We start from the raw sequence: 22,327 nt of genomic DNA, 5'->3' as shown, positions 1-22,327 counted from the left end.
ATTTGAGTCCATCGCCAGCAGGCTGGCTCCTACAGTTTCAGCGTGGGCACGGTCCTTTGTGGGAGCTGGCTTGCCTGCGATGGTCGTTAACGATAACGCGGGTGAGCTGGATCAACGCGGCGCACTTGAATCCATCGCCAGCAGGCAGGCTCCTACAGTTTTTTTCTGTGTGGACGCGGTCCCCTGTGGGAGCTGGCTTGCCTGCGATGGTCGTTAACGATAACGCGGGTGAACTGGATGAACGCGGCGCATCTGAGGCCATCGCCAGCAGGCTGGCTCCTACAGTTTTCCGGGAATGTGTGAAGAAAATCTCCCTTCGGACCCGCCCTCCCGGCGGGTCCGGTTTGATGCCGGCTACGGGACCTGGGGTACCCGCCACGACATGGCGCAGCGGCTACCGGGCTCAAAAACGCAGCCGTACTCTTGTGCCAGGATGTCTGCAAGGCGCTTGCCCAGAGTTGCCCCAGCGGTGACTTCAAACCCCAGCCGCCGGTAAAAGGGCGCGTTCCACGGCACCTGTGTGAAGGTCGTCAGCGTGACACAAGCCAGCTGATTCAAGCGTGCATATTCCATCGCCGTTTCAACCAGTCTTCGTCCCCAGCCCTGCCCCTGCACGGACTGTTTGACCGACAGTTCATGGATATGAAGATCGCTGCCGTGGCGTTCTGCACTCAGGAAACCCATGGGCCGAGCTTGCGCGTCGACAGCCACCCAGCAAGTCGATAACGCGATCAACTGCCTGTGACGGTCGACTGTCATGGTGGCAGCGTCCGCCAGCCAACCCAGCTCATCGATCGAGCGGAATGATTGAGCGGCGCAACGCTCAACAGGGGGGCAGCAACGGTGCATCATCGGGTACAGCCAGGCGAATGTGTGCAGGCATGAGTTAGCTTTTCTCCTCGACGTCCCGAATCACGGCAGCAAGAATGCGGACCCCGTCATGAACCTGCTGCGGTGTCAGACCGGCATAGCCCAAAATGAGTCCTGCGGGTCGCTCATGCTCTGCGCACGAGGGGTTGGCAAACAGCGGCGAGAGCGGATAAACGCCCACCCCGCGTTCGAGCGCCAGCGCCTGTAGCCTGGGCTCATCCTGAGCGCGCAGTGCCGATAACAGCAGTACGCCATGCAGGCCCGCCGCCATGCCGACCAGTTGCCCGTGCCCCGCCAGATGTTGCTCGACAGCCTCCAGCAAAGCTCTTCGCCGCTGCTCATTCTCCCGGCGCAGACGGCGTACGTGGCGCTCATAGGTGCCACTCTCGATCAACGAGGCGAGCACGTTTTGCTCCCAGCGCGGTGAGTGGCGATCGGTCAGCCGCTTGGCTTCACGGAAAACATGCACCAACTCCCGTGGCAGCACCAGATAGCCCAATCTGAGCTGCGGTGAAAGTGCCTTGGAGAAGGTCCCGACATAAATGACGCGGGCTTGCGCGTCCATCGATTGCAGCGCGTCGATGGGTCGCTGACCGTAACGAAACTCACCGCCGTAATCGTCCTCAATGATCCACGCGCGGTGTCGACTCGCCCACCCCAGCAGTTCCAGTCGACGTGCGACAGGCAGCACCGCCCCCATGGGAAACTGGTGCGACGGCGTCACATAGGCCAGGCGCACGCGATCATCTTCCGGCAGGGCGGCTGTATTGAGTCCAAAGGTGTCGACGGACAGGGGCAGCGCCACGGCGCCCACGGCCTCAAAGCAATATCTGGCCATGCGGTAACCCGGTTCCTCGAAGACGAACCCATCGCCGGGGTTCAACAAAAGCCGGGCACACAGGTCAAGTCCCTGCTGCGAGCCATGCACGACGAGGATTTGCTCCGCATCGCACGTCAGGCCTCGTGCCCGTTGCAGATAGCCTTGCAGGGCGCTGCGCAAACGCGCCTCCCCTTCGGGCTGCCCGAACGAGAGGCTCGGCTGACGCTTGACCAGTTCGACACGATAGGCGCGCTGCCAGCCCAGGGCCGGAAAGTCCCTCGATGCGACCGAACCGTAGCGGAAATCGATGCGCGCACCCGGCGATGCCATGCTGTAGGGCTTCAGGTCGGCAACACGCTGCCCGTACAGGGAAAGCGCAGGTGGCAGCGCTTTGTGCCGCACTAAGTTCCCCCTGGCGTGCCCGGACGAGGGACTGATCATGCTCGCGACCGTGGCAGCCTTACCCGTCGATGTCGCGACAAAGCCCTCGGCCGCCAGTTGCTCATAGGCCGCCGTCACCGTGGTTCGCGACACGCCGAGCTCGGCCGCCAGTGCCCTGGTCGACATCAGCTTCGTGCCCGCTGCGAGCGTACCCTCTTCGATCTGCGCCCGCAGCCTGGCATAGATACGGCGCTGCGCACCGCGCAAGGATGCATCCGGCCCATCTGAAAACTGGCCCATGGAAAAACCTCAAAACTGGCACTTTCTGTGAAGCAGGTCGTGGTCGACATTATGGATACCCGGCCACCCGGAATGAAATCCCCATTTTCAACCGACAACGGCAAGGAGACCGCCCCTTGGAACTGGAACTGACCGCCACCACACTCCTTGTCACCTTCGCCGGCGTCTTTCTGATCTGCTTCATGAAAGGCGCGTTCGGTGGCGGCTTTGCCATTGTCGGCATTCCGCTGCTGTCGCTGGTAATGGACCCGATCACTGCCGGCGGACTGCTCGCGCCGCTGTTCATCGCCATGGACTTGTTCGGCCTGCGCTACTGGAAGCCGTCTACCTGGTCAAAACCGGACCTTGGGCTGCTGGTCCCTGGCCTGGTCGTCGGCATTGGCGTCGGCTATTGGCTCTTTCGCGTGATGGACCACCGCGCGGTCGTCATCGTGATGGCAGCGATCACACTGATTTTTGTCGGTCTCTGGTTCAAGGCCGGTGGAGAAGTCCGCGTACGCCCGCGCTCATCGCCCAAGGCGGTGGCCGCGGGCGTCACCTCGGGCATCACGACCATGGTCGCGCATTCAGGTGGACCACCCTTGGCGATGTACCTGTTGCCGCTGGGTCTGAGCAAGCAACTCTATGCCGGCACCACCAGCATGTTCTTCACGGTGGGCAATCTCCTCAAGGCGGTGCCCTGGCTGCTGCTGGCCAAGCCCACCGGAAACGTGCTGAGCCTGATGCTCATTTGCCTGCTCGCCGTTCCCAGCGGTGTCTGGCTTGGCTGGCGTCTGCACGCCAGACTGGATCAACGCCAGATGTACCGCGCCTGTTACGGCTTGCTGGTGGTCACCGCCGTGAAGCTGCTTTGGGATGGCATCGGCGGCTACATCGCCTGAGACTGTCCCGCCATCTGAACGTATTGCTCAGCCTGACCCGGCCCCGGGCGTTGCAGTGACGTCAACGCCACTGGAAATATCCGGAGGGCAAAAAACCAAATTGCCATGTGTTCCCTTCGTTCATTCTTGCGTCGCACTGTTCATTGCCCGTTCCCTGTACGTCTGGAGTTTCCCCAATGCCCTCGCCTAATTCCTTGCCCGCCGCGCTGCTGGGCCTGGCCCTTGTTTGTCCGGCCATGACCCAGGCTCAGGGCCTTGAACTGGGGCAAGTGCTGATCGGGGCCGAGGACCTGAGTGACGAAGACCAGGGGATCGAGGACGCCAAGGCCCGGCTGGCCCAGGTACCCGGCGGTACCAATGTGGTCGACATGCGCCGTCCGCTGCAGGGCCGTGTGGCGAGTAACCAGGATGTGCTGGCTTATCAGCCCGGGATCTATGCCCAGTCGGCGGGCAATGAGGGGGTGAAGATCTCGATCCGCGGATCGGGCATCAACCGTGCGCCGGGTGCCCATGCCTCGGGGCTGTACGCCATGCTCGACGGTCTGCCGCTGACCGGCCCTGGTGGCACGCCCTATGAACTGCTGGAGCCGCTGTGGCTCGACCATGTGGAAGTGTTGCGCGGCGCCAACGGTTTCGACCGCGGTGCCCTGGCCCTGGGCGGGGCCATCGAATACGTCAGCCATACCGGCTACAACGCGCCGAAGTTGCAGGTACGCTATGCAACCGGCAGTCACGGTTATCAGCAGCGTCAGGTCAGTTCCGGACAGGTGCTGGGTGACTTCGATTACTACGTGGCCATGACCGACGCAAACGCCGATGGCTACCAGGACCACACGGCCAGCGAGAGCCAGGGCGTGATCGCCAACTTCGGTTATCGCTTCAACCCGAACCTGGAAACGCGCTTCTACCTGCGCCATCGCCAGACCGACAACGACCTCGCGGGACGCGTGACCAAGCACTCCATCGAGCACGATCCACGGGCGGCCAACCCCGCCTACGTGGCGCGGGACGATCGCCGCGACGAGCCCGGCAGCACCTTTATCGGCAACAAGACCACCTGGTACCTCGATGACGATTCGAGCATCCAGACCGGCCTTGTCTACCACGACTACCCCATGGACTTGCGTGAGGGGCCCAACCGCCTGAAGGTGGCGTACACCGACGTCAGCGGGACGTTCGACTACAAGCGCCGCGACACCCTCTGGGGTCTGCAAAGCCAGAGCACGCTGGGTCTGCGGGTGACCAAACACCTGCCCAACGCCGGCGCCAGCGAGTTCGTGCGCATCCCCACCGGCAACACCGCCGGTTACGCACCGGGCACACTGATGCGCAACTTCACCTACCAGGGCTCGGACACAGTCCTGCATGTCGGCAACGACCTGGAGATCGCCGACGACCTGTGGCTGACCACGGGCCTGGCCGCCATTTACACCCGCCGCGAAAGTGACGTCACCTATCCGCAGGAAGGCGGCAAGACCAGCCTGCACGACTGGGACTATGCCCCGCGCGTGGGCTTGCGCTACCAGCTGACACCTGACCTGCAACTGTTCGGCAATCTCAGTCGCTCGGTCGAGGCGCCGCACCCCTGGTCGCTGATCTATAGCTCCAACATTCGCTTCCCCGCCGGCAGCGGCCCCGCCACAGGCGCCCAGCGCGATCCGGTCAAGCTGCAAAACCAGACCGCCACCACCCTGGAAATCGGTGGTCGTGGTGACAGTAACCTGGGCCAGTGGAGCCTGGCCTGGTACTACGCCCAGGTGCACCATGAACTGCTCTCGGTGTTGCCGGACGCCAACGCCACCACGCCGTACGAGCTCAACGCCAGCCCCACCGTGCACCAGGGCGTCGAAGCCAGCCTGCTGAGCCCGCTCTGGTCGCCGGGCGATGGCGGCCAGTTGAGCCTGCGCCAGAGCTACACCTTCAGTGACTTCCACTACCGCGACGATGACCGCTTCGGCGACAACCGCCTGCCGGGCCTGCCGATGCACTATTACCAGGGCGAACTTCGCTACGACTGGCCACAAGGCTTTTTCGCCGCGGTCAACACCCAATGGGTATCCAAGGTGGCGGTCGATTACGCCAACAGCTACTACGCCGATCCCTATGCCATATTCGGCGCGACCCTGGGCTACAACGCGCCCAAGGGCGACTGGCAGACCTGGCTGGACCTGCGCAACCTGACCGACAAGCACTATGCCGCCACGGTCACGCCGGGCTACGACGACAAAGGGCTGGACGCGGCCCGCTCCACCCCTGGCGAGGGCATGGCGATGTACGTCGGGGTGTCGTGGAGCCTGCTCTGAGGCCGCGTTGGACAGGCTTTGAACCTCCACACGGCCCCTGTACGCGTCAGACCTTGAAGTCGGTGGACAGCGCCAACGCTTTCCACTCGCTCAACTCCGCATCCACAAAGCGGTTTTTCGCCTCGATGCGTGCAACAGTGTCGCTGCCCAGCGCCAGGCGTTGTGGCGGTTTCGGGGCGTTGACCAGCGCGAGCATCGCTTCGGCAAACTTCACCGGATCCCCAGGCTGCGCATGGTTGGCGCCTTCGGCAAACTGGCGCATCTTGCCGACGGTTTCCTCGTAGTCCGGCAGTTCCAGGGCGGTCTTGATCAGCGACTGCTCGTCGAGGAAGTCGGTGCGGAAGAACCCGGGTTCGACAACCGTCGCATGGATGCCCAGAGGCGCCAGCTCCTGATGCAATGCTTCGGTAATGCCCTCCACCGCAAACTTGGTGGAACCGTAGACGCCCCAGCCCATGTAGGCCTGATAGCCGCCGATCGACGAGATATTGATCACATGACCGCTACGCTGGCGGCGCATGTGCGGCAGTACCGCGCGGGTGACGTTGAGCACGCCGAACACGTTGGTGGCGAACAGGCGTTGGGTTTCGCTGGCGCTGGTCTCTTCCACCGCGCCCAGCACGCCGAAGCCGGCATTGTTGATCAGCACGTCAATGCGCCCGAAACGCTTGATGCCTTCGGCGACCGCCTGATGCGCCTCTTCCTCGCGGGTGACGTCCAGCCGCACGGCGAGCAGGTTCGGGTGATCGCCCAAGCGATCAGTGATGTCTTGTGGTTGACGAGCGGTGGCAATCACAGCGTCGCCGGCACGCAGGGCGTGTTCTGCGATGAGGGTGCCAAAACCACGGGAAGCGCCAGTAATGAACCAGGTACGCATTTCAACTCCTCCTGCCTGCGACCCGAGCGTTGTTGCCGGGCCTTCTCGATGAGTTGATGCCACTTTAAGGCTGTGCTACTGATGTGATAATCCCAACAAATTTGCATGACTTTGTGAAAGGTATTCACAAATGAAATCCCCCTCCACCGCCGACCTGTCGATCTTCCTGTGCATCGCCCGGCACCTGAACTTCAGCCGGGCAGCGGTCGAACTGGGTCTGACGCCCTCGGCACTCAGTCACTCATTGCGAGCGCTGGAAAATCGCCTGGGCGTACGCCTGTTCAATCGCACGACGCGCAGCGTGGCGTTGACTGACGCCGGGGAGCGACTTTTCGCACGGCTGAAACCGGCCTTCCGAGACATCGATGATGCCTTGGAAGACCTTAATAGCTTTCGCGACAAGCCCTCAGGGAACCTGCGCATGACAGCAGGGCGACAGGCCTGTGAGTTGGTGCTCTTGCCGATCGTCAGCCAGTTCCTCAAGGAGTATCCGGATATCCGTCTTGAGATCGTCGAAAGCGACGCATTGGTCGACGTGGTGGCTGGCGGTTTTGATGCGGGGGTACGTTTCGGCAACCGTCTGGAAGCCGACATGGTCTCGCGACCTATCGGGCCGAACATGCGGTCGGTGGTCGTGGGCTCGCCGGCATTCTTCGAGCAGCATGCCGCCCCCCGAAAACCCGAGGACTTGCATGGCATCCCATGCATCCGCCATCGCTTCCCCAGCGGCTCGATGTACCGCTGGGAATTCGAACGCGGCGCGATCACCCAGGAAATCGACGTCAGCGGCCCGCTCACGCTCGGCGATGTCAGCCTGATGATCGGCCCGGCACTGCAGGGTGTGGGCCTGGCCTACGTGTTCGAGGACATGGTCAGCGGGTATCTGGCCGATGGCCGCCTGATCCAGGTGCTGGCCGATTGGTGCCCCTTTTATCCGGGCCTGCATCTGTATTATCCCAGTCGCCGCCATGTGCCCGCAGCGCTCAAGGCCTTCATCGACTTTGCCCGTACGGCTCAACACGCAGCCGTCCGCGACGACTAAGCTTTTGTAACGTCACCTCGTCCCTCGAGGAGCTATCCATGAGCGCCGCTGCCCTGTCCGAACTCGATGCCGCCCTGCCCGGCCTGACCCGCAAGATCCGCGTGCTCGATGCGCTGTCCTGGCCCGATGGCGTCGAGGAGGACTTCCTGGCGAAATGGCGCAGCGGGCGTGCCACGCTGCCCAATGTCAAGTTGCAGCCCCGCGACCACAGCGTCGACATCGCCGCCCTGGAAACCTTTATCAGCCATTGCGATGTGGGACATCCGGCCGGCAACCACCTGGCCCTGACCGCCCGTAGCTATGCCACGGCCGGGCACATGCTGGGGGCCGTGGGTACTCCCGCCTTTACCCAATACTCGTCAGCGCTGTACCGGCGTCCGGACTTCCATTACTCGCGCCTGCAACTGAGCATGCTCGACGCGGCCCGATTTTTCCTCGACACCACCGACGCCCTGCTCGGGGGGGCACGAATTCCACCCAGCCCCGCCGAGATTCCGGCCAAGGTGTTCGCCGCCTGGATTCAACCGGAACTGGACCGTTTCTTCGGCATCGGACAGATCACGGTGGTGCTCGATCCGAACCTGGCCGCCAAAGCCATCGCCGGATCGAGCCGCATTCGCCTGCGGGCCAGTGCGCTGTTCACGGAGCTGGACAAGCATCAGCTGTTGCAACACGAGGCCTTCGTGCATGTCGCCACCGCACAGAACGGCGCGCGGCAGCCCAACCTCACAAGCCTCGGCCTGGGCGCTCCGCGCACAACCCAGACCCAGGAGGGCATTGCCACCCTGGCCGAACTGTTCACCGGCAGCATGGACATCAACCGCCTGCGTCGCCTGGCCCTGCGCGTGCTGGCGGTCCAGCAGGCGCTGGAGGGCGCCGACTTCATCCAGGTGTTCGAAGGTTTTCTGGCTGCCGGGCAGACGCAAGAGGAATCCTTCCGCTCAACCCAACGGGTGTTCCGCGGCGCCGATCTGCGGGGCGGTTCGGCGTTTACCAAGGATGCCGCTTACCTGACCGGGCTGCTCGGCGTCCACACCCTGCTGCGCATTGCAATCCGCGATAACCGACCGGAACTGATCGGGCATTTGTTTGCAGGGCGCCTCAGCCTGGCGGACACGGTACGCCTGGCGCCACTGTTCGAGTCCGGCTGGCTCAAGGGACCGACCTACCTTCCGGCCTGGGCCTCTGATCTGCGTCTGCTGGCGGCCAACCTGGCCTTCTCGGCGTTCATTTCCCGAATCAGGCTGGATGTGCTGGACCTGGACGTGTTCATGGCATTTGCCGAAGAACACGAAAGCGATGCCAGCGCACACTGATCAGAATCAGGACCTGGATCACAGCGTTTCAAAGCCAGCCTGTCTCCTCCAAATGAGCTGCTACCCTTAGGGAGCGGTGTCGAGGCACAGCTCTGTGGCTTGCAGAGTCGGCTTTCACCTGCCGGGGATTGATCCACTCATTTCAAGCCTGCCTGACCACATGGGGGGTGCAATGCACATTCCATTTTTTTACGCATTGTCGGCCGTACTGTTATTGAGCGGATCTTCCAGCCTGGCACTGGGTGCGGATGAGACCGCTGTCGCACCGGCCCCGGTTCCGGCACCCGCCGCCGCTCCAGCAAGCGCGGCCAATGCGGCGCCCGTCGCCCCGGTGGCCAAGGATCCGGTGTTCAACCAGGAACAGCTGGATCAGATGCTGGCGCCCATTGCGCTTTACCCGGACCCTCTTTTTGCACAGGTGCTGATGGCCACCACCTACCCCGGGGAAGTCGGCGAGGCCGTCAGCTGGTCCAAAGCGCATCCGGACGCCAAGGGTGACGACGCGGTCAAACAGGTGGCGAACCAGCCCTGGGATCCGAGCGTGCAAGCGTTGGTCGCCTTCCCGCAGGTTCTGGCAACGCTGGGGCAGGATCCCGTCTGGGTCCAACGCCTGGGTGATGCCTTCCTGGCGCAGCCCGACGATGTCATGGAAAGCGCGCAACGCCTGCGTCGCCAGGCACAGGCCGCCGGCAATCTGCAGAGCAACCAGTATCAGAACGTGACGATCCAGAATGTCGCGGCGCCCGCGCCTGCAACCACGAATGCGGCACCGGCTCCTGCTCCTGAATCGGCACCGGCGCCGGCCAGCAGCTCCACCATCATCATCCAGCCTGCCGATCCGCAGGTGGTGTACGTCCCCACGTATAACCCGACAACTACCTACGGCACATGGCCCTACCCGGCCTCGCCGCCCGCGTACTATCCACCGCCACCGGCCTATTACCCGGGCCAGGCCCTGATGGCCGGACTCGCGTTTGGCGCCGGCGTGGCGATCATTGGATCGTTGTGGGGTGAATGTGACTGGGGCAATAACGACATCGACATCGACGTCAATCGCTACAACAACATCAACGCCAACAACCGGATCACCAACAACAAATGGCAGCACAACCCGGTGCACCGCAATGGCGTGCCCTATCGAGACAATGCGAGCCGCGCACAGTACGGCCGCCAACTCAACGGTGCCAGTCAGCGTGAAGCCTATCGCGGGGACACTGCCCAGCGCGCCCAGGCCCGTGAAAATGCCCGCAGTTCAATGGACAGGCACGGTATCGAACGACCTGCCACCAGCAACCGCGAAGCCCGTGATCAAACGCGCAAACTCCAGTCAGCCGCCGCGGACGGCAATCGGTTACAGGGCGGTGCGGACAGGCCCAAGGCGGCTGACAGAGGCCAGGGTACCGCCAGAAATACCCGGGAAAATCAGCAGCCGAGGACCCAGGCCCGCCAGGAACCCAGAAACCAGACCGCCCAGTTGAACCAGCGCAGAGAAGGCTCCGCGCAGACGCGGCAAGCGCCCAACAAACGGCCCGCCGCCAGTTCCGGCAGTGCCCGCAACAATGCGTTCGCCGGCGCACGCTCACCGTCCCAGGCCAACGTCCAGGCCAATCGTGGCCGGGCCAGCCAGGCATCCGCCCATCGCCCCAGTGCCGCCCGTTCGGCCGGTCACCAGGTCAGTCGGCCGTCCAATCCACCAGCGCGTCAAAGGGGGGGCCGTCGTTGAAAAACCATCCTCGAGTGAAAGGATTCACGGGCTTGCTGCCTCATGTCCTTGCGGTAGCTGCCGGCTTGTTGTGGTCGTGCATGGCGACGGCGCAGCAGGCCTTTCCAACCCCGGAAAAGGCCGCAGAGGCCTTGGTCCAGGCGCTGGGTACGGAACACGCCGACCAGGCACGCCTGACGGAACTGCTCGGTAGTGACTGGCACAATTACATCCCGCGTGAAGGCGTGCAGCGCAAAGACGTCGATGCGTTTTTGCAGCAGTACCGCGAGCAACACCACATTGAAAAAATCGGCGACCGCAAGGGCATCCTGGCGGTCGGCCCCGAGAATTGGACACTGCCTATCCCCTTGGTAAAGGTTGCGAGCGGCTGGCGCTTCGACTTGAAGGCCGGCAGTGCTGAGATCCGCGCACGCCAGATCGGCCGCAATGAACTCGACGCGGTGCAGTCGGTGCTGGCCTATCACGACGCCCAGATGGACTATGCGTCAGTCGATCGGGACGGTGATGGCGCACTCGAATATGCGCAGAAAATCTTCAGCACCCCCGGCAAGCACGACGGACTCTATTGGGCACAAGACGATAGCGGCCAGATCAGCCCGCTGGGGCCTTCGTTCGGCAAAGCCATTGCCGACGAAGAATGGCATGGCTACCGCTTCCGCATTCTTCACGGCCAGGGGCCTTCGGCACCGGGTGGTGCCTACAGTTACCTTATCGGCGACAAGATGAGCCGCGGCTTTGCCCTGATCGCCTGGCCGGCGAAATACAACGTCACCGGGGTGATGAGCTTCATGATCAGTCACGAAGGCCAGGTGTTCGAAAAAGACCTGGGGCCCGAAGGTGAAAAACTGGCGCAATCGATGAAGCGCTTTGACCCGGATGACAGCTGGCAAGAGGTGGCGGCAGATCAGGATCAGGAGTAGCCCGCAGCAACCTGCTGCGGGCTTGCAGAACTATTGAAACGACAGGACGAATCGCTCTTCGCTGCCCGGGCTGTCATCACGGCAAGGTTGCTCAAGCTTGAATCCGCACCGCTCCAGTACCTTTCTGGAGCCCAGGTTTTCCTTGAAGGCATAGGCCACCAGTTGCGCAAGTCCCCAGCGCACCTGTGCCTGCTGGATCAGATGCCTCAACGCCAGTGTTGCCAGCCCCTGCCCGCACACGCGCTGATCGATCCGATAACCCACTTCGGCAGACCCCATCGCCAGGTCGATGCTTTTCAGATTGGCTCGACCAACGATTGCCTGGCTTGAGTCCTCGATGACAAACGGGTGCCAGGCGCCGATGGCCAAACCCGACAGATAGCTGTCGATATGATCGGCGACCCCGCGCAACGAATAAAACGCAGGTTCGCGCGCATCGATATGCGATTCGAACCATTCACGGTTGCGGATTTCGAACGCCAGTAAAGCTTCAGCGTCAGTGGTTTTCAGCTCGCGAACGTTAAACGATTCCATGCGCTGCATCTCCTTTGCCTTGCGTCGAAACCGTTCAAGTCTATCGCATACCTGAACAACTCTGCCCTTCCTGAGTCCGAGCGGCTTGCACGAAACATATGGATAAACGTATATTCGCATGACCATATGTACAGAGCCCTGCCAATGCTCAACCCTGCCGCCGTATTCAAATGCCTGTCCGACGAAACCCGCGCCCGGGCCACTTTGCTCATCGCCCGTGAAGGCGAGTTATGCGTGTGTGAGCTGGTCTGTGCCCTGGACGATAGCCAGCCGAAAATTTCCCGCCATCTTGCCCAGCTTCGCGGATGCGGCCTGCTTCTGGACCGCCGCCAGGGGCAATGGGTGTATTACCGGCTCAACCCTGATCTGCCCGCGTGGGTGCGTGATGTTCTGCAGACCACGCTGGCAGCCAACGCCGACTGGCTCAAGGACGACAGCACCCGCCTGAACGCCATGGGCGACCGCCCTCTCAACACTGCCGCCTGCTGCTGACCCTTCAACCGTCGAGAATCCACATGCTGACTGCGTTTTCCATTTTCCTGCTCACCATGGTGTTGGTCATCTGGCAACCCAAGGGTCTGGGCGTCGGCTGGAGCGCCTCCCTGGGCGCCGTTCTGGCCCTGCTGGCAGGCGTCGTGACGCTGCAGGATATTCCGCTGGTGTGGGCCATTGTCTGGAACGCCACCGCGACCTTCATCTCGCTGATCATCATCAGTCTGTTGCTCGATGAGGCCGGGTTCTTCCAGTGGGCCGCCTTGCATGTGGCGCGCTGGGCCAAGGGTGACGGGCGACGCCTGTTCGTCTTCACGATACTGCTGGGGGCCGGCGTCTCCGCGTTGTTTGCCAATGACGGCGCCGCCCTGATCCTGACCCCCATCGTTGTTTCAATCCTGCTCGCACTGCGTTTTTCGCCAGCGTCCACCCTGGCGTTCGTCATGGCGGCCGGCTTTATCGCCGACACGGCGAGCCTGCCCCTGGTGGTGTCCAACCTCGTCAACATCGTTTCGGCGGACTACTTCGACCTGGGCTTCAGCGAGTACGCCGCCATCATGGTGCCGGTCAACTTCGTTGCCGTGGCGACCACCCTCGTGGTGCTGTACTGGTTTTTCCGCCGTGACATTCCCCGGCACTACGCGCTCGATGACGTGATGGATCCGCGACGCGCCGTGCGTGATCCCCTGACCTTCCGCGTCGGCTGGATCGTTCTGGCCCTGTTGTTGGTCGGGCTGTTTGCCCTGGAGCCCCTGGGCATTCCGGTCAGCGCCATCGCAGCGGTCTGTGCCGCGATGCTGTTCGCCGTGGCGGCGCGCGGGCATGTGATTTCCACCCGCCGGGTGCTGCGTGAAGCGCCCTGGCAGGTCGTGATCTTTTCGCTGGGCATGTACCTGGTGGTGTACGGGTTGAAAAACGCCGGACTGACCACCTACATGACAATGGCCCTGAACCGCATGGCCGAGTTCGGCATCTGGGGCGCTGCATTGGGCACCGGCCTGCTCACGGCCTTGCTGTCATCGGGCATGAACAACATGCCCACGGTGCTGGTGGGCGCACTGTCGATTCAAGCCAGTGACGCCACCGGCGTAGTGCGCGAAGCCATGATCTACGCCAACGTCATCGGCTCTGACCTGGGCCCCAAGATCACCCCCATCGGCAGCCTGGCCACCCTGCTCTGGCTGCATGTTCTGGAGCGCAAGGGCATCCGCATTACCTGGGGTTACTACTTCAAGGTCGGCGTGGTCCTGACCCTGCCGATCCTGCTCATCACCTTGTCTGCCCTGGCCTTGCGCCTGAGCGTATAGCCCTGTGCGACCGCAAAGAGGAGTCACCATGCGCGTTCTGTTTATGTGTACCGCCAACAGTTGTCGCAGCATCCTGTCCGAAGCCATGTTCAACCATCTCGCGCCAGAGGGCTTTGAGGCAATCAGTGCCGGCAGTTTCCCCAAGGGACAGGTGCTGCCCCGCAGCCTGCACACCTTGCAAGAGGCCGGCATTGCCATCGACGGCTTGAGCAGCAAAGGCAACGAGGCTTTCGAAGCCAACCCGCCGGACATCGTCATCACGGTCTGCGACAAGGCTGCCGGCGAGGCATGCCCGGTATACTTCGGACCGGCACTGAAAGCCCATTGGGGCCTGGAAGATCCCTCGGACATAACGGGGGATGAAGCACGGGTGACAGCGGCGTTCCACTCAACCCTGGCGCGCATCGAAACGCGCTGCCGGGCATTCCTCGAACTGCCTTTTGCACAACTTGACCGCGATGCATTGAAGCGCGAACTCGAACGCATCGGCACGCTTTGACCGGAGCCCTTATGACCCATTCCTTGCCCAATCTCGACACGGCACTGACCCAACCCATCGCCAATGGACGCAACGACCAGCACAAGCCGCGCATCCTGTTGTTATACGGCTCGACTCGTGCGCGCTCGTTCAGTCGCCTGCTGGTCGAGGAAGCAGCCAGGTTGCTCGAACACTTCGGCGCCGAGACGCGGATCTTCAATCCATCCGGCCTGCCGCTACCGGACGACGCGCCCTCCGACCACCCGAAAGTCCAGGAACTGCTCGAACTGATGCAGTGGTCTGAAGGACAGGTCTGGTGCTCGCCAGAGCGCCACGGCTCGATGTCTGCGGTGTTCAAGGCGCAAATCGACTGGGTGCCGTTGGCGTTAGGGGCCATTCGCCCAACCCAGGGTAAAACCCTTGCGGTCATGCAAGTCTGCGGCGGCTCCCAGTCCTTCAATGTGGTGAATCAGCTTCGTGTGCTGGGACGCTGGATGCGCATGTTCACCATCCCCAATCAATCTTCGGTGCCAAAGGCTTTTCTGGAGTTTGACGACGCCAATCGCATGAAACCCTCATCGCTGTACGACAGGGTGGTAGACGTCATGGAGGAACTGGTGAAATTCACCCTGCTGCTACGGGATCGCCCCGACCTGGTTGACCGCTACTCGGAACGCAAAGAGTCCGCGCAAGAACTGACTCAGCGCGTGAATCAGCGCTCGCTCTGACTGTAGAGACCTGGCTCGATAGCCGAAAAAAAGTCGCAAACCCCATGACGTTCCAGGGCTTGCGACTCTTTGCCGATACGTCCCTCAAGCTCCCGGGACGTTTTCTACGGTATGCCTGCCGTGTTCATTGCCGAACGTGCAGGCTCAGTTCTCTACCTCCATCGCATCGAAATCCGGTTCGTCCGGGGCGTCCGCCATATCCTCTCTGACGTCCTTCGCCTCAACTTTGGCGGCCTCTCTGGCTGCCTTCGCCTCGGCTTTGGCGGCGTCCCTCGCGGCATCCGCGGTAGCCCGGGCAGCATCCCTGGCGGCATCTGCTTCGGCCTTGGCGGCGTCCCGAGCTGCATCCGCAGCGGCACGGGCAGCGTCTCTGGCGGCGTCTGCGTCTTCGTCCGCTACGCCAGCCGCTTTTGCGGCATCCCGGGCGGCATCTGCTTCAGCCCTGGCGGCGTCCCGGGCAGCATCTGCAGTCGCTTTTGCCGCATCACGAGCGGCATCAGCAGTCGCTCTGGCCGCGTCACGGGCTGCATTGGCATCAGCCTTGGCAGCGTCCCTGGCTGCATCGGCGGCATCGTTGTCAGCATCATGATCAGCGTCGTCCGCGTCGTTGTCATGGGCGTTGCCCGGGCCTTTGTTCCCGGCTACACCACCATGGTCAGCGTCGCCGCGTCCCGGGCCTCCATGACCGTCACCGTCATGGCCAGCAGCCCCATGATCGCCACCCTCTCCTCCATGGCCACCGGTACCGTGACCGCCGTCACCACCACCGTGACCACCGCCACCGTCACCACCACCGTGACCACCACCGCCGTTACCGCCACCGTGACCGCCACCACCACCGCCTCCACCGCTGCCGCCATCCTTGGCATACACGCTGGAGAAACTACCGATGTAATCGGGCACCAGGACAGTCGATGCCGACAGGACTCCACCGATTGCCAGAGCCAATAAACATTTCTTGAGCAGCATGATGCACCTCCGCATGGAGTTGCGAACTCATCTCCGTATCGAACGCAATGTCCAGTGAGTTCCCGGCCGCCCATTGGAGCAGCCGGCCAACCGGCACGGCCATCAATCTGCAACATTGATGAGCTACTGCGGTATACGCACGATCCCTCAGAGCCAGTTGGCATCGTTGCGTGGGAAACATTCCCACATATTGTTTGGAAAAGTGCTTTCAGCCCGAGTTCAAAAAAATCTGGACTGACGCATGGGTTGAGCAACAACTTCAACTCACAGCAAGCAAGCCACCAGACTGCCCGCAGCAACGAGCCAGACCACTACAACGATCACCGCAGCAAATCTGTTCACTGGCCGCTTCCTGTGGTTTTTCTCCCACTCACTCGCTTTGATCCGACAATCTTCGAGCACCTGTGCAGGCATCAACCGAATAGCGAGCAGAATGCCAAGCGGCAAAATAATCACGTCGTCCAGATACCCAAGCACAGGAATGAAATCGGGAATGAGGTCGATTGGACTTAGTGCATACGCGACGACAAAAACCGAAATCCACTTGGGTAACCAGGGTGTTTGCGGATGCTGAAAGCAAAACCAGAGAACCATCGTTTGCTGTTTGAGCTTTCTGGCCCAGCCACGTAAACGATCAAGCAGGTGTTTCATATCGGCATCGTCTGTAGTTGAAGGCGCGTGCCTGCGAGCGTAGCGCCTTGGGTGATTGACAGCCATGAGTCAAGAGCTGGCAAACAGCAACAGACTGGTGCGATCAGCGAAGCAACGCTCTAGCCGGTGTCACCCCTTGGTCAGATCAACCAACGGCGTCTGCCGCACCTCAGTCTCCCGCCCGCCCTGAATCTCGTTCACCTGCTGCAAGGCCTTGTCCACAGCCGCCTTATCCGCCAACAAGCTGTAGCTGATGCGGAACTGCTTGTGTTCCTTGGGCCCAATTGTCGGTACCAGGTTCAGTGGCCGTTGATAACGGCGGTTGTAGGAAAAACTTGTCCCCGGCTCCAGCCCCGTGACATAGCCCTGGCCTTGGGTGTCGGTGTTTTTCCATAGGGAAAACACGGGCAGTGTCTGAGTGTTGAAGCCGACCGAAACGCCCAGGCTGCCGGCCTTGTTATGCAACACGGTCAATGTATCGCCCTTGGCATCGGCATAGGGCACCACGTTGTAAACCGTTTCGTCGTAGTCCCTGGTCGGTGCGCGGTACGTTTGCCAGTCAGGCAGATCGCCCTTGGCCTTGTCGTTGAACGGCGACACCTGTTTCACCGGCGCGGCGAACCGGGCGCCCTGTTCCAGGAACGGGGTGCTGAAGTTGCTGTGGTACAGCGCCTGGTATTCCTTCGGATAGTCGCCGTTGTTGGTCAGGGTGTCGTTGAGGGCGAACACTACGCTGCCGGGTTCGGTGACCAGTTCGGTCGCGACGGAGAAGTCGACTTTCTTGAACGCCTGCTCTTTCAGCTCGCCGCGCAGGGTGATGGCGTATGGCGGTTTTTCATCGATGTGCAGGGTGACTTTGTTCGCGGGGATATTGGCGGCGCGACCGTGCAGGGTCAGCAGTTCGCCGTTGTCGATGCCGGGGTGGCCGACCCATTCGTAGCCGCAGCGAGTGACCAGTTCGTTGAAACCTTCCAGCCAGCCCAGGCCACCACGACCGTTGAGTTCGATGAAGGATGGATTGACCACTTCCTTGACCGGTGAATCCCAGCCCATGCGCACATCGCCGACTGAGGCTTGCAGGACGTTCATGCCTCGAGTCGGCACTACCGAAAGTTTCATCGTGCCGTTATCGATGTCGACGATGCTGACGCCCTCCTGCCGACCGCCGTGCAAGGTGCGCAGGGTAACGCTGAAGGGTTTGGCGGTTTTTATGCCGAGTTGCTGGCTGGTGATCTGCCAGTTCCGGGCGGCCTTGTCGGTGTCGAGCAGAACGTAATCCCAGGCCATGGCGTGGGAGGCAGCGGACATTGCGCCGAGGGCAACAAAGAGTTTGAGCGGGGTCATAACAGCAGCCTTTCTTGGAGTTGTGCCGTTTTTATAGACTTGATGAAACGTTTCAGCAAGCTTGAAAAGCGAAAAAACGCCGGCAAATGCCAAGACAAATCCGGGAGCAACCGGAAAATCGAGGCGATGCCATCGCGAGCAGGCTCGCTCCCACATTCACCTGCGAGCATTGCTACGTCCATAATCGACATGATGATGCCAACCGCTCGACAGAAGTCGCCATTCAATCCCGGGCAATCTTGTCATTTGCCAAGGCTTGGCGCAGGGTCGATACCACTGAGATCTCTGCCAAAGGAGTCACCTATGTCAAAGCTATATCCCAGTATCGATCCCGAGGGGCTGGTCGAGTACTCAGTGGTCTACACCGACCGCTCGCTCAACCACATGTCGCAGTCATTTCAAGGTGTGATGAAGAACATTTCCAGGACCCTGAAACAGGTCTACAACGCCCAGGCTGTTGCGGTGGTCCCGGGCAGCGGTACATTCGGCATGGAAGCGGTGGCGCGACAGTTCGCCACCGACCAGCAATGCCTGGTGATACGCAACGGCTGGTTCAGTTATCGCTGGAGCCAGATCCTTGAGATGGGCAACATCCCGGCGGCCACCACGGTGCTCAAAGCCCGACCGGTCGACACTGCTCGCCAGGCTGCCTACGCCCCACCCCCTCTGGACGACGTGCTGGCAGCCATTGCGGCTTCGAGGCCGCAGATTGTCTTCGCCCCCCACGTTGAAACCTCATCAGGGATTATCCTGCCCGACGAGTACCTGCGGGCCGTCGGCGACGCCGTGCATGCGGTGGGTGGCCTGTTCGTGCTGGACTGCATCGCCTCAGGCACGCTTTGGGTTGATATGCACAAATGCGCAGTCGACCTGCTGATCAGCGCACCGCAGAAAGGCTGGAGCGCCTCCCCTTGCTGCGCCCTGGTGATGTTCAGTTCCCTGGCCCTCGAGCGCATCGAACAGACGCAAAGCAGCAGCTTCGCCTGCGACCTGAAAAAGTGGCTTCAGATCATGCAGGCCTACGAACAGGGCGGACATGCCTACCATGCGACCATGCCCAGCGATTCCCTCGCGCGATTTAACGAGGTGATGAAAGAGACGCAAGCCTACGGTTTCGACAAGGTCCGCGACGAACAACAGGCGCTGGGCGATCGGGTGCGCGCAATGTTGACCGGCAAAGGTTTCAAAAGCGTCGCTGCAGCCGGCTTTCAGGCCCCTGGCGTAGTGGTGAGCTACACCGATGATGCCGACATCAAGAGCGGCAAGAAATTTGCCAACCACGGCCTGCAGATCGCCGCCGGAGTGCCGTTGCAATGCGACGAGCCGGCCGACTTCCAGACCTTCCGCATCGGCCTGTTCGGACTCGAAAAGCTGCACAATATCGAGCGCACGGTCAGCACCCTCGAGCGGGCACTGGACGAGGTAATGGTTGACTAAGGCTTCATCTTGCCCGCAGCACATGCCGAACTTGTGAATTGCAGGCCTTGAAGAGGGGTAAGGGCGGGATTTTTACCCGCCCTCCATTGTTTAGCTCCGCACGAATGCCAGCAGATCGGCGTTAATCGTATCGGCGTTGGTTGTAGGCATTCCATGCGGGAAGCCCGGGTAGATTTTCAGCGTACTGTTTTGCAGAAGTTTTGCTGACAGAACCCCGGAATTTTCATAAGGCACGATCTGGTCATCATCACCATGCATCACCAGAACGGGGATCTTGATGCTCTTCAAATCTTCGGTGAAGTCGGTCTGAGAAAAAGCCACGATCCCGTCATAGTGTGCCTTTGCACAACCCATCATGCCTTGCCGCCACCAGTTCCAGATGATGCCCTCAGACGATTTTGCACCTGGGCGGTTGTAGCCGTAAAAAGGTCCCGCTGGAACGTCGTGGTAGAACTGTGCACGGCTGGCCTTCAGTTGTGCCTGCAAGTCGTCGAAAACTGACTTGGGCAGGCCGCCAGGATTACTCGGGGTCTGGACCATCAGCGGTGGGACGGCACTGATGATGGCGGCCTTCGACACTCGGTCCTCGCCGTGGCGCGCGATGTAGTGAACGACTTCACCCCCGCCGGTGGAGTGGCCGACATGGACTGCGCCTTGTACGCCGAGGTGATCAACCACGGCCGCGACGTCGTCAGCATAGTGATCCATGTCGTGTCCGTCCCAGACCTGACTGGAGCGCCCGTGACCACGTCGGTCGTGTGCAACAACCCGGTAGCCGTTGGCCAGGAAAAAGAGCATTTGCGCGTCCCAATCGTCCGCGCTCAGTGGCCATCCATGATGGAAAAAGATGACCTGGGCATCGCGCGGCCCCCAGTCTTTGTAAAAGATCTCGACACCGTCTCGCGTAGTGACATACCCCATGTTCGCATCTCCTGAATGAAGTGAAGGCCTGAACCGAATCCTGTTTCGATCAAGGCCCTGAATGAACAAAGTGCAGCCCATCCAATAGGCGGTTCAGAGGGCGTGTTTCAGGATCGGCTTCCGTTTGCCCCCCCTCCCCCAGAGCTCCATGACGGCTGAGCCACCCATTGCACCCGAGCCGCTTGGCCGCCCGAAGACTTTAGGTTTAAAGTCAACTTTAAGGTCAATGGGTTTTTTGAGGTGGAATATGAGAATAGGCGAACTGGCGAAAATCAGCGGGTTGGCGCCTTCACGCATCCGCTTCTACGAAGCGAGCGGCCTGATCAAATCGGTCGAGCGTAAAGCCAATGGCTATCGCGATTATGCGCCTGACACCCAGTGGGTTCTGGAGATCATCACCGGCGCGCAGGCGGCGGGCTTTTCATTGGAAGAAATCCGCCAATTGATGCCGATGAATGCGAGTGGTTGGCAGCACGAAGAGTTGCTCAGTGGCCTCAAGCAAAAGGTTCAGGAAATCGAAGTCCTGCAGCAGCGGTTGGCCCAGAACAAGGCGCAACTTCAGCAGGTCATCAAGGGCATCGAGGGTAAGCCCGAGGGCATGGCGTGTGCGGACAATGCGCAATTGCTGTTGCATCGTCTGCGCGATGAGGGCGTGACAGCCACTTCAGGCCGCCGTGATGCAGTGTCTTCCAGGAAAAAAACAGCCCGTCAGGTTTCCGAGGCCTGACAGGCGCAACTGGTTTCAGCGCTCGCCAACCAGGGTGGCAAGTGGTTTTGGCGCATAGAGCGCGCTCTGGAACTCAGGCACATATTCGTACTTCATCATTTTCCCCAGCTTCAGGGAGCGGAGGTAGTTCGACAGACTGCCGTCGCCCAGCGTGAGGGTGGCCGAATCCGTGTCCCGGCTGGAGCCATGGCTGAGCTGGCGGGAAACAGCGTACCCATAGGCCGGTTGGCCCTGGTGATCGAGATTGGTGAAACTGCTGGTGACGATATCGACATCGCGGGACAGGTCGTCGAGCTTCTTCGCTTTGAAGGACACGTCCAGTTTGCCGGTCTGGCTGTCGGTAATGTCATACACCACCGATTGCGCATCCTCTTTGCGGTCAATGCCGGTCAGCCATTTCGGCAGGTTGTAACCGACGACACCACGCACCCTCGCCAGCTCGGTATTCACCGGCAGCTTGAGCACATAACCCCAGAAATCTCCAGACATCGACTGGCCAATCAGCGTGAACGGCCCCAGATTGGCTTTGCCGGGTTTGTTGGTGATGATCGACACGGCCACCTCGTTGTAGGCATCGTTATCGCAGTGCTCATAGCCGGCCGCTTCCACCACATCGGTGAAATGCGTCAGCTCGGTATCTGGCGATCTTGCGCAACAACCGTGGAAGGGGCCGGCCCGGCATTTGCAAAAGTCATGAATGCACCGCCTATCAATACCAACGCACAGGAAATAAAGGTTTTCAACATCATCCAGGGTCCGACAGTCATGCAGGTCCGTGCATGCTCACCTTAAACCTCACTTTAAGGTCAACCCCCGCTGCTGCAAAAAATCGCCGCGCCTGTTCGCCCACATCACACCACCGGCATTGCCAATATTGAAGTGTTCATATCGGGGGTTCTGCCGGCATGATTCGCGGTGCCAGAGTTGCCAATCTGATTCGTCCGCTGCCGGGTTTGTCGTTCGTCATAAACCTTTCAAGTTCAAATCGCCTCGCGGCCCGATGTCGCTTGGTAGTCTTCAAAATGATGTCGTAGTAAAGGCACCCCTCGCCAACACCCAGCGTAGACACGCATTCCCCCACAAAACCCCTTCTTGCAAGCGTGATAATTAGCCAGCTATTGGTTAATGAAAGTCTGAAGTATTCATTTGAACTTTCAGATTCTTCCGCTGCGCAGCCTGTGCCTAACATCGGCTCCACAGCGAACCAGCCTCGGCATCGCTCAGTGGCATCAGGTTACGCAGGGACCCGGATTCGAAGTCCTCTGCCGCCACCGACCATTGATCGCTTGGCCGCCTGGTGCCGTCG

General features: G+C 61.0%; 19 protein-coding genes and 2 pseudogenes. 12 read left to right on the top strand and 9 right to left on the bottom strand.

Features of this window, described 5'->3' with window-relative positions:
• Positions 1–354: 354 nt before the first annotated feature.
• Positions 355–883: pseudogene (locus tag KSS91_RS12230) on the bottom strand (GNAT family N-acetyltransferase).
• A 3-nt stretch (positions 884–886) separates the two neighbouring features.
• Positions 887–2,371, bottom strand: a complete 1,485-nt coding sequence (gene pdxR / locus KSS91_RS12225) for a MocR-like pyridoxine biosynthesis transcription factor PdxR (RefSeq protein ID WP_217838105.1) — start codon at positions 2,369–2,371, stop codon at positions 887–889.
• 116 nt (positions 2,372–2,487) lie between these two features.
• Here pdxR and KSS91_RS12220 point away from each other — a divergent pair, with 116 nt between their 5' ends.
• Entirely contained in the window at positions 2,488–3,252 is a 765-nt protein-coding gene (locus tag KSS91_RS12220; protein ID WP_217838104.1) for a sulfite exporter TauE/SafE family protein, read from the top strand.
• Positions 3,253–3,428: 176 nt separating this feature from the next.
• Positions 3,429–5,555 (top strand): TonB-dependent receptor family protein, encoded by a 2,127-nt coding sequence (locus KSS91_RS12215; protein WP_217838103.1) that lies wholly within the window; start codon positions 3,429–3,431, stop codon positions 5,553–5,555.
• A gap of 46 nt (positions 5,556–5,601) precedes the next feature.
• On the opposite strand, the gene KSS91_RS12210 is transcribed toward KSS91_RS12215, so the two are convergent.
• On the bottom strand, positions 5,602–6,432 hold the full coding sequence (locus tag KSS91_RS12210) for an oxidoreductase (RefSeq protein WP_217838102.1): 831 nt from the start codon (positions 6,430–6,432) through the stop codon (positions 5,602–5,604).
• A gap of 130 nt (positions 6,433–6,562) precedes the next feature.
• On the opposite strand from KSS91_RS12210, the gene KSS91_RS12205 reads away from it, so the two are divergent.
• The 4 genes from KSS91_RS12205 (at position 6,563) to KSS91_RS12190 (ending at position 11,433) form a co-directional block, all read left to right on the top strand.
• A complete protein-coding gene (locus KSS91_RS12205) occupies positions 6,563–7,474 on the top strand; it encodes a LysR family transcriptional regulator (RefSeq protein ID WP_217838101.1) in 912 nt (303 codons plus the stop codon).
• A gap of 38 nt (positions 7,475–7,512) precedes the next feature.
• Positions 7,513–8,790 (top strand): tyrosine/phenylalanine carboxypeptidase domain-containing protein, encoded by a 1,278-nt coding sequence (locus KSS91_RS12200; protein WP_217838100.1) that lies wholly within the window; start codon positions 7,513–7,515, stop codon positions 8,788–8,790.
• Positions 8,791–8,962: 172 nt separating this feature from the next.
• Positions 8,963–10,513, top strand: coding sequence for a DUF3300 domain-containing protein (locus tag KSS91_RS12195; RefSeq protein WP_217838099.1), 1,551 nt, complete (start codon positions 8,963–8,965; stop codon positions 10,511–10,513).
• Positions 10,514–10,593: 80 nt separating this feature from the next.
• On the top strand, positions 10,594–11,433 hold the full coding sequence (locus tag KSS91_RS12190; protein WP_049810800.1) for a DUF2950 domain-containing protein: 840 nt from the start codon (positions 10,594–10,596) through the stop codon (positions 11,431–11,433).
• Positions 11,434–11,463: 30 nt separating this feature from the next.
• Here the strand turns inward: KSS91_RS12190 and KSS91_RS12185 are convergent, their stop codons facing one another.
• Positions 11,464–11,967 carry a GNAT family N-acetyltransferase gene (locus tag KSS91_RS12185; RefSeq protein ID WP_217838098.1) on the bottom strand — a complete coding sequence of 168 codons (504 nt, stop codon included), beginning with the start codon at positions 11,965–11,967 and terminating at the stop codon, positions 11,464–11,466.
• Between the two features lie 144 nt (positions 11,968–12,111).
• On the opposite strand from KSS91_RS12185, the gene KSS91_RS12180 reads away from it, so the two are divergent.
• The 4 genes from KSS91_RS12180 to arsH are packed head-to-tail and all read left to right on the top strand — an operon-like array spanning position 12,112 to position 14,972.
• Complete coding sequence (locus KSS91_RS12180; protein ID WP_126045525.1) at positions 12,112–12,459, top strand: metalloregulator ArsR/SmtB family transcription factor; 348 nt, start codon at positions 12,112–12,114, stop codon at positions 12,457–12,459.
• Positions 12,460–12,482: 23 nt separating this feature from the next.
• Positions 12,483–13,766 (top strand): arsenic transporter, encoded by a 1,284-nt coding sequence (locus KSS91_RS12175; protein ID WP_217838097.1) that lies wholly within the window; start codon positions 12,483–12,485, stop codon positions 13,764–13,766.
• Positions 13,767–13,794: 28 nt separating this feature from the next.
• The gene (locus tag KSS91_RS12170) at positions 13,795–14,265 is read left to right on the top strand and encodes an arsenate reductase ArsC (RefSeq protein WP_217838096.1); all 471 of its coding nucleotides are present in this window, start codon (positions 13,795–13,797) and stop codon (positions 14,263–14,265) included.
• An 11-nt stretch (positions 14,266–14,276) separates the two neighbouring features.
• The gene (gene arsH / locus KSS91_RS12165) at positions 14,277–14,972 is read left to right on the top strand and encodes an arsenical resistance protein ArsH (protein WP_217838095.1); all 696 of its coding nucleotides are present in this window, start codon (positions 14,277–14,279) and stop codon (positions 14,970–14,972) included.
• Between the two features lie 144 nt (positions 14,973–15,116).
• Here the strand turns inward: arsH and KSS91_RS12160 are convergent, their stop codons facing one another.
• The 3 genes from KSS91_RS12160 to KSS91_RS12150 all read right to left on the bottom strand — a co-directional run bounded on the left by KSS91_RS12160 (position 15,117) and on the right by KSS91_RS12150 (position 17,936).
• On the bottom strand, positions 15,117–15,941 hold the full coding sequence (locus KSS91_RS12160) for a hypothetical protein (protein ID WP_217838094.1): 825 nt from the start codon (positions 15,939–15,941) through the stop codon (positions 15,117–15,119).
• 264 nt (positions 15,942–16,205) lie between these two features.
• Positions 16,206–16,592, bottom strand: a complete 387-nt coding sequence (locus KSS91_RS12155) for a YkvA family protein (protein ID WP_217838093.1) — start codon at positions 16,590–16,592, stop codon at positions 16,206–16,208.
• A gap of 129 nt (positions 16,593–16,721) precedes the next feature.
• Positions 16,722–17,936 (bottom strand): aldose 1-epimerase family protein, encoded by a 1,215-nt coding sequence (locus KSS91_RS12150; RefSeq protein WP_217838092.1) that lies wholly within the window; start codon positions 17,934–17,936, stop codon positions 16,722–16,724.
• Between the two features lie 303 nt (positions 17,937–18,239).
• Here KSS91_RS12150 and KSS91_RS12145 point away from each other — a divergent pair, with 303 nt between their 5' ends.
• Complete coding sequence (locus KSS91_RS12145) at positions 18,240–19,373, top strand: pyridoxal-phosphate-dependent aminotransferase family protein (RefSeq protein WP_217838091.1); 1,134 nt, start codon at positions 18,240–18,242, stop codon at positions 19,371–19,373.
• A gap of 90 nt (positions 19,374–19,463) precedes the next feature.
• Here KSS91_RS12145 and KSS91_RS12140 read toward each other — a convergent pair whose 3' ends face one another.
• Entirely contained in the window at positions 19,464–20,294 is an 831-nt protein-coding gene (locus KSS91_RS12140) for an alpha/beta fold hydrolase (protein ID WP_095966903.1), read from the bottom strand.
• A 247-nt stretch (positions 20,295–20,541) separates the two neighbouring features.
• Here KSS91_RS12140 and KSS91_RS12135 point away from each other — a divergent pair, with 247 nt between their 5' ends.
• On the top strand, positions 20,542–21,021 hold the full coding sequence (locus tag KSS91_RS12135) for a MerR family transcriptional regulator (RefSeq protein WP_217838396.1): 480 nt from the start codon (positions 20,542–20,544) through the stop codon (positions 21,019–21,021).
• A 15-nt stretch (positions 21,022–21,036) separates the two neighbouring features.
• Here the strand turns inward: KSS91_RS12135 and KSS91_RS12130 are convergent.
• Positions 21,037–21,770, bottom strand: a pseudogene (locus KSS91_RS12130) (hypothetical protein).
• Positions 21,771–22,327: the final 557 nt, after the last annotated feature.

The organism is Pseudomonas azerbaijanorientalis (genome assembly GCF_019139795.1).
GTDB lineage: Bacteria > Pseudomonadota > Gammaproteobacteria > Pseudomonadales > Pseudomonadaceae > Aquipseudomonas > Aquipseudomonas laurylsulfatiphila.
This window is presented reverse-complemented; position numbering and strand designations above follow the sequence as displayed.

Excerpts from the sequence above, each read along its gene's own strand:
- pdxR (WP_217838105.1), bottom strand. The coding sequence starts at position 2,371 with ATGGGCCAGTTTTCAGATGGGCCGGATGCATCCTTGCGCGGTGCGCAG.
- KSS91_RS12215 (WP_217838103.1), top strand. The coding sequence starts at position 3,429 with ATGCCCTCGCCTAATTCCTTGCCCGCCGCGCTGCTGGGCCTGGCCCTT.
- KSS91_RS12210 (WP_217838102.1), bottom strand. The coding sequence starts at position 6,432 with ATGCGTACCTGGTTCATTACTGGCGCTTCCCGTGGTTTTGGCACCCTC.
- KSS91_RS12205 (WP_217838101.1), top strand. The coding sequence starts at position 6,563 with ATGAAATCCCCCTCCACCGCCGACCTGTCGATCTTCCTGTGCATCGCC.
- KSS91_RS12200 (WP_217838100.1), top strand. The coding sequence starts at position 7,513 with ATGAGCGCCGCTGCCCTGTCCGAACTCGATGCCGCCCTGCCCGGCCTG.
- KSS91_RS12195 (WP_217838099.1), top strand. The coding sequence starts at position 8,963 with ATGCACATTCCATTTTTTTACGCATTGTCGGCCGTACTGTTATTGAGC.
- KSS91_RS12190 (WP_049810800.1), top strand. The coding sequence starts at position 10,594 with ATGGCGACGGCGCAGCAGGCCTTTCCAACCCCGGAAAAGGCCGCAGAG.
- KSS91_RS12185 (WP_217838098.1), bottom strand. The coding sequence starts at position 11,967 with ATGGAATCGTTTAACGTTCGCGAGCTGAAAACCACTGACGCTGAAGCT.
- KSS91_RS12180 (WP_126045525.1), top strand. The coding sequence starts at position 12,112 with ATGCTCAACCCTGCCGCCGTATTCAAATGCCTGTCCGACGAAACCCGC.
- KSS91_RS12175 (WP_217838097.1), top strand. The coding sequence starts at position 12,483 with ATGCTGACTGCGTTTTCCATTTTCCTGCTCACCATGGTGTTGGTCATC.
- KSS91_RS12170 (WP_217838096.1), top strand. The coding sequence starts at position 13,795 with ATGCGCGTTCTGTTTATGTGTACCGCCAACAGTTGTCGCAGCATCCTG.
- arsH (WP_217838095.1), top strand. The coding sequence starts at position 14,277 with ATGACCCATTCCTTGCCCAATCTCGACACGGCACTGACCCAACCCATC.
- KSS91_RS12160 (WP_217838094.1), bottom strand. The coding sequence starts at position 15,941 with ATGCTGCTCAAGAAATGTTTATTGGCTCTGGCAATCGGTGGAGTCCTG.
- KSS91_RS12155 (WP_217838093.1), bottom strand. The coding sequence starts at position 16,592 with ATGAAACACCTGCTTGATCGTTTACGTGGCTGGGCCAGAAAGCTCAAA.
- KSS91_RS12150 (WP_217838092.1), bottom strand. The coding sequence starts at position 17,936 with ATGACCCCGCTCAAACTCTTTGTTGCCCTCGGCGCAATGTCCGCTGCC.
- KSS91_RS12145 (WP_217838091.1), top strand. The coding sequence starts at position 18,240 with ATGTCAAAGCTATATCCCAGTATCGATCCCGAGGGGCTGGTCGAGTAC.
- KSS91_RS12140 (WP_095966903.1), bottom strand. The coding sequence starts at position 20,294 with ATGGGGTATGTCACTACGCGAGACGGTGTCGAGATCTTTTACAAAGAC.
- KSS91_RS12135 (WP_217838396.1), top strand. The coding sequence starts at position 20,542 with ATGAGAATAGGCGAACTGGCGAAAATCAGCGGGTTGGCGCCTTCACGC.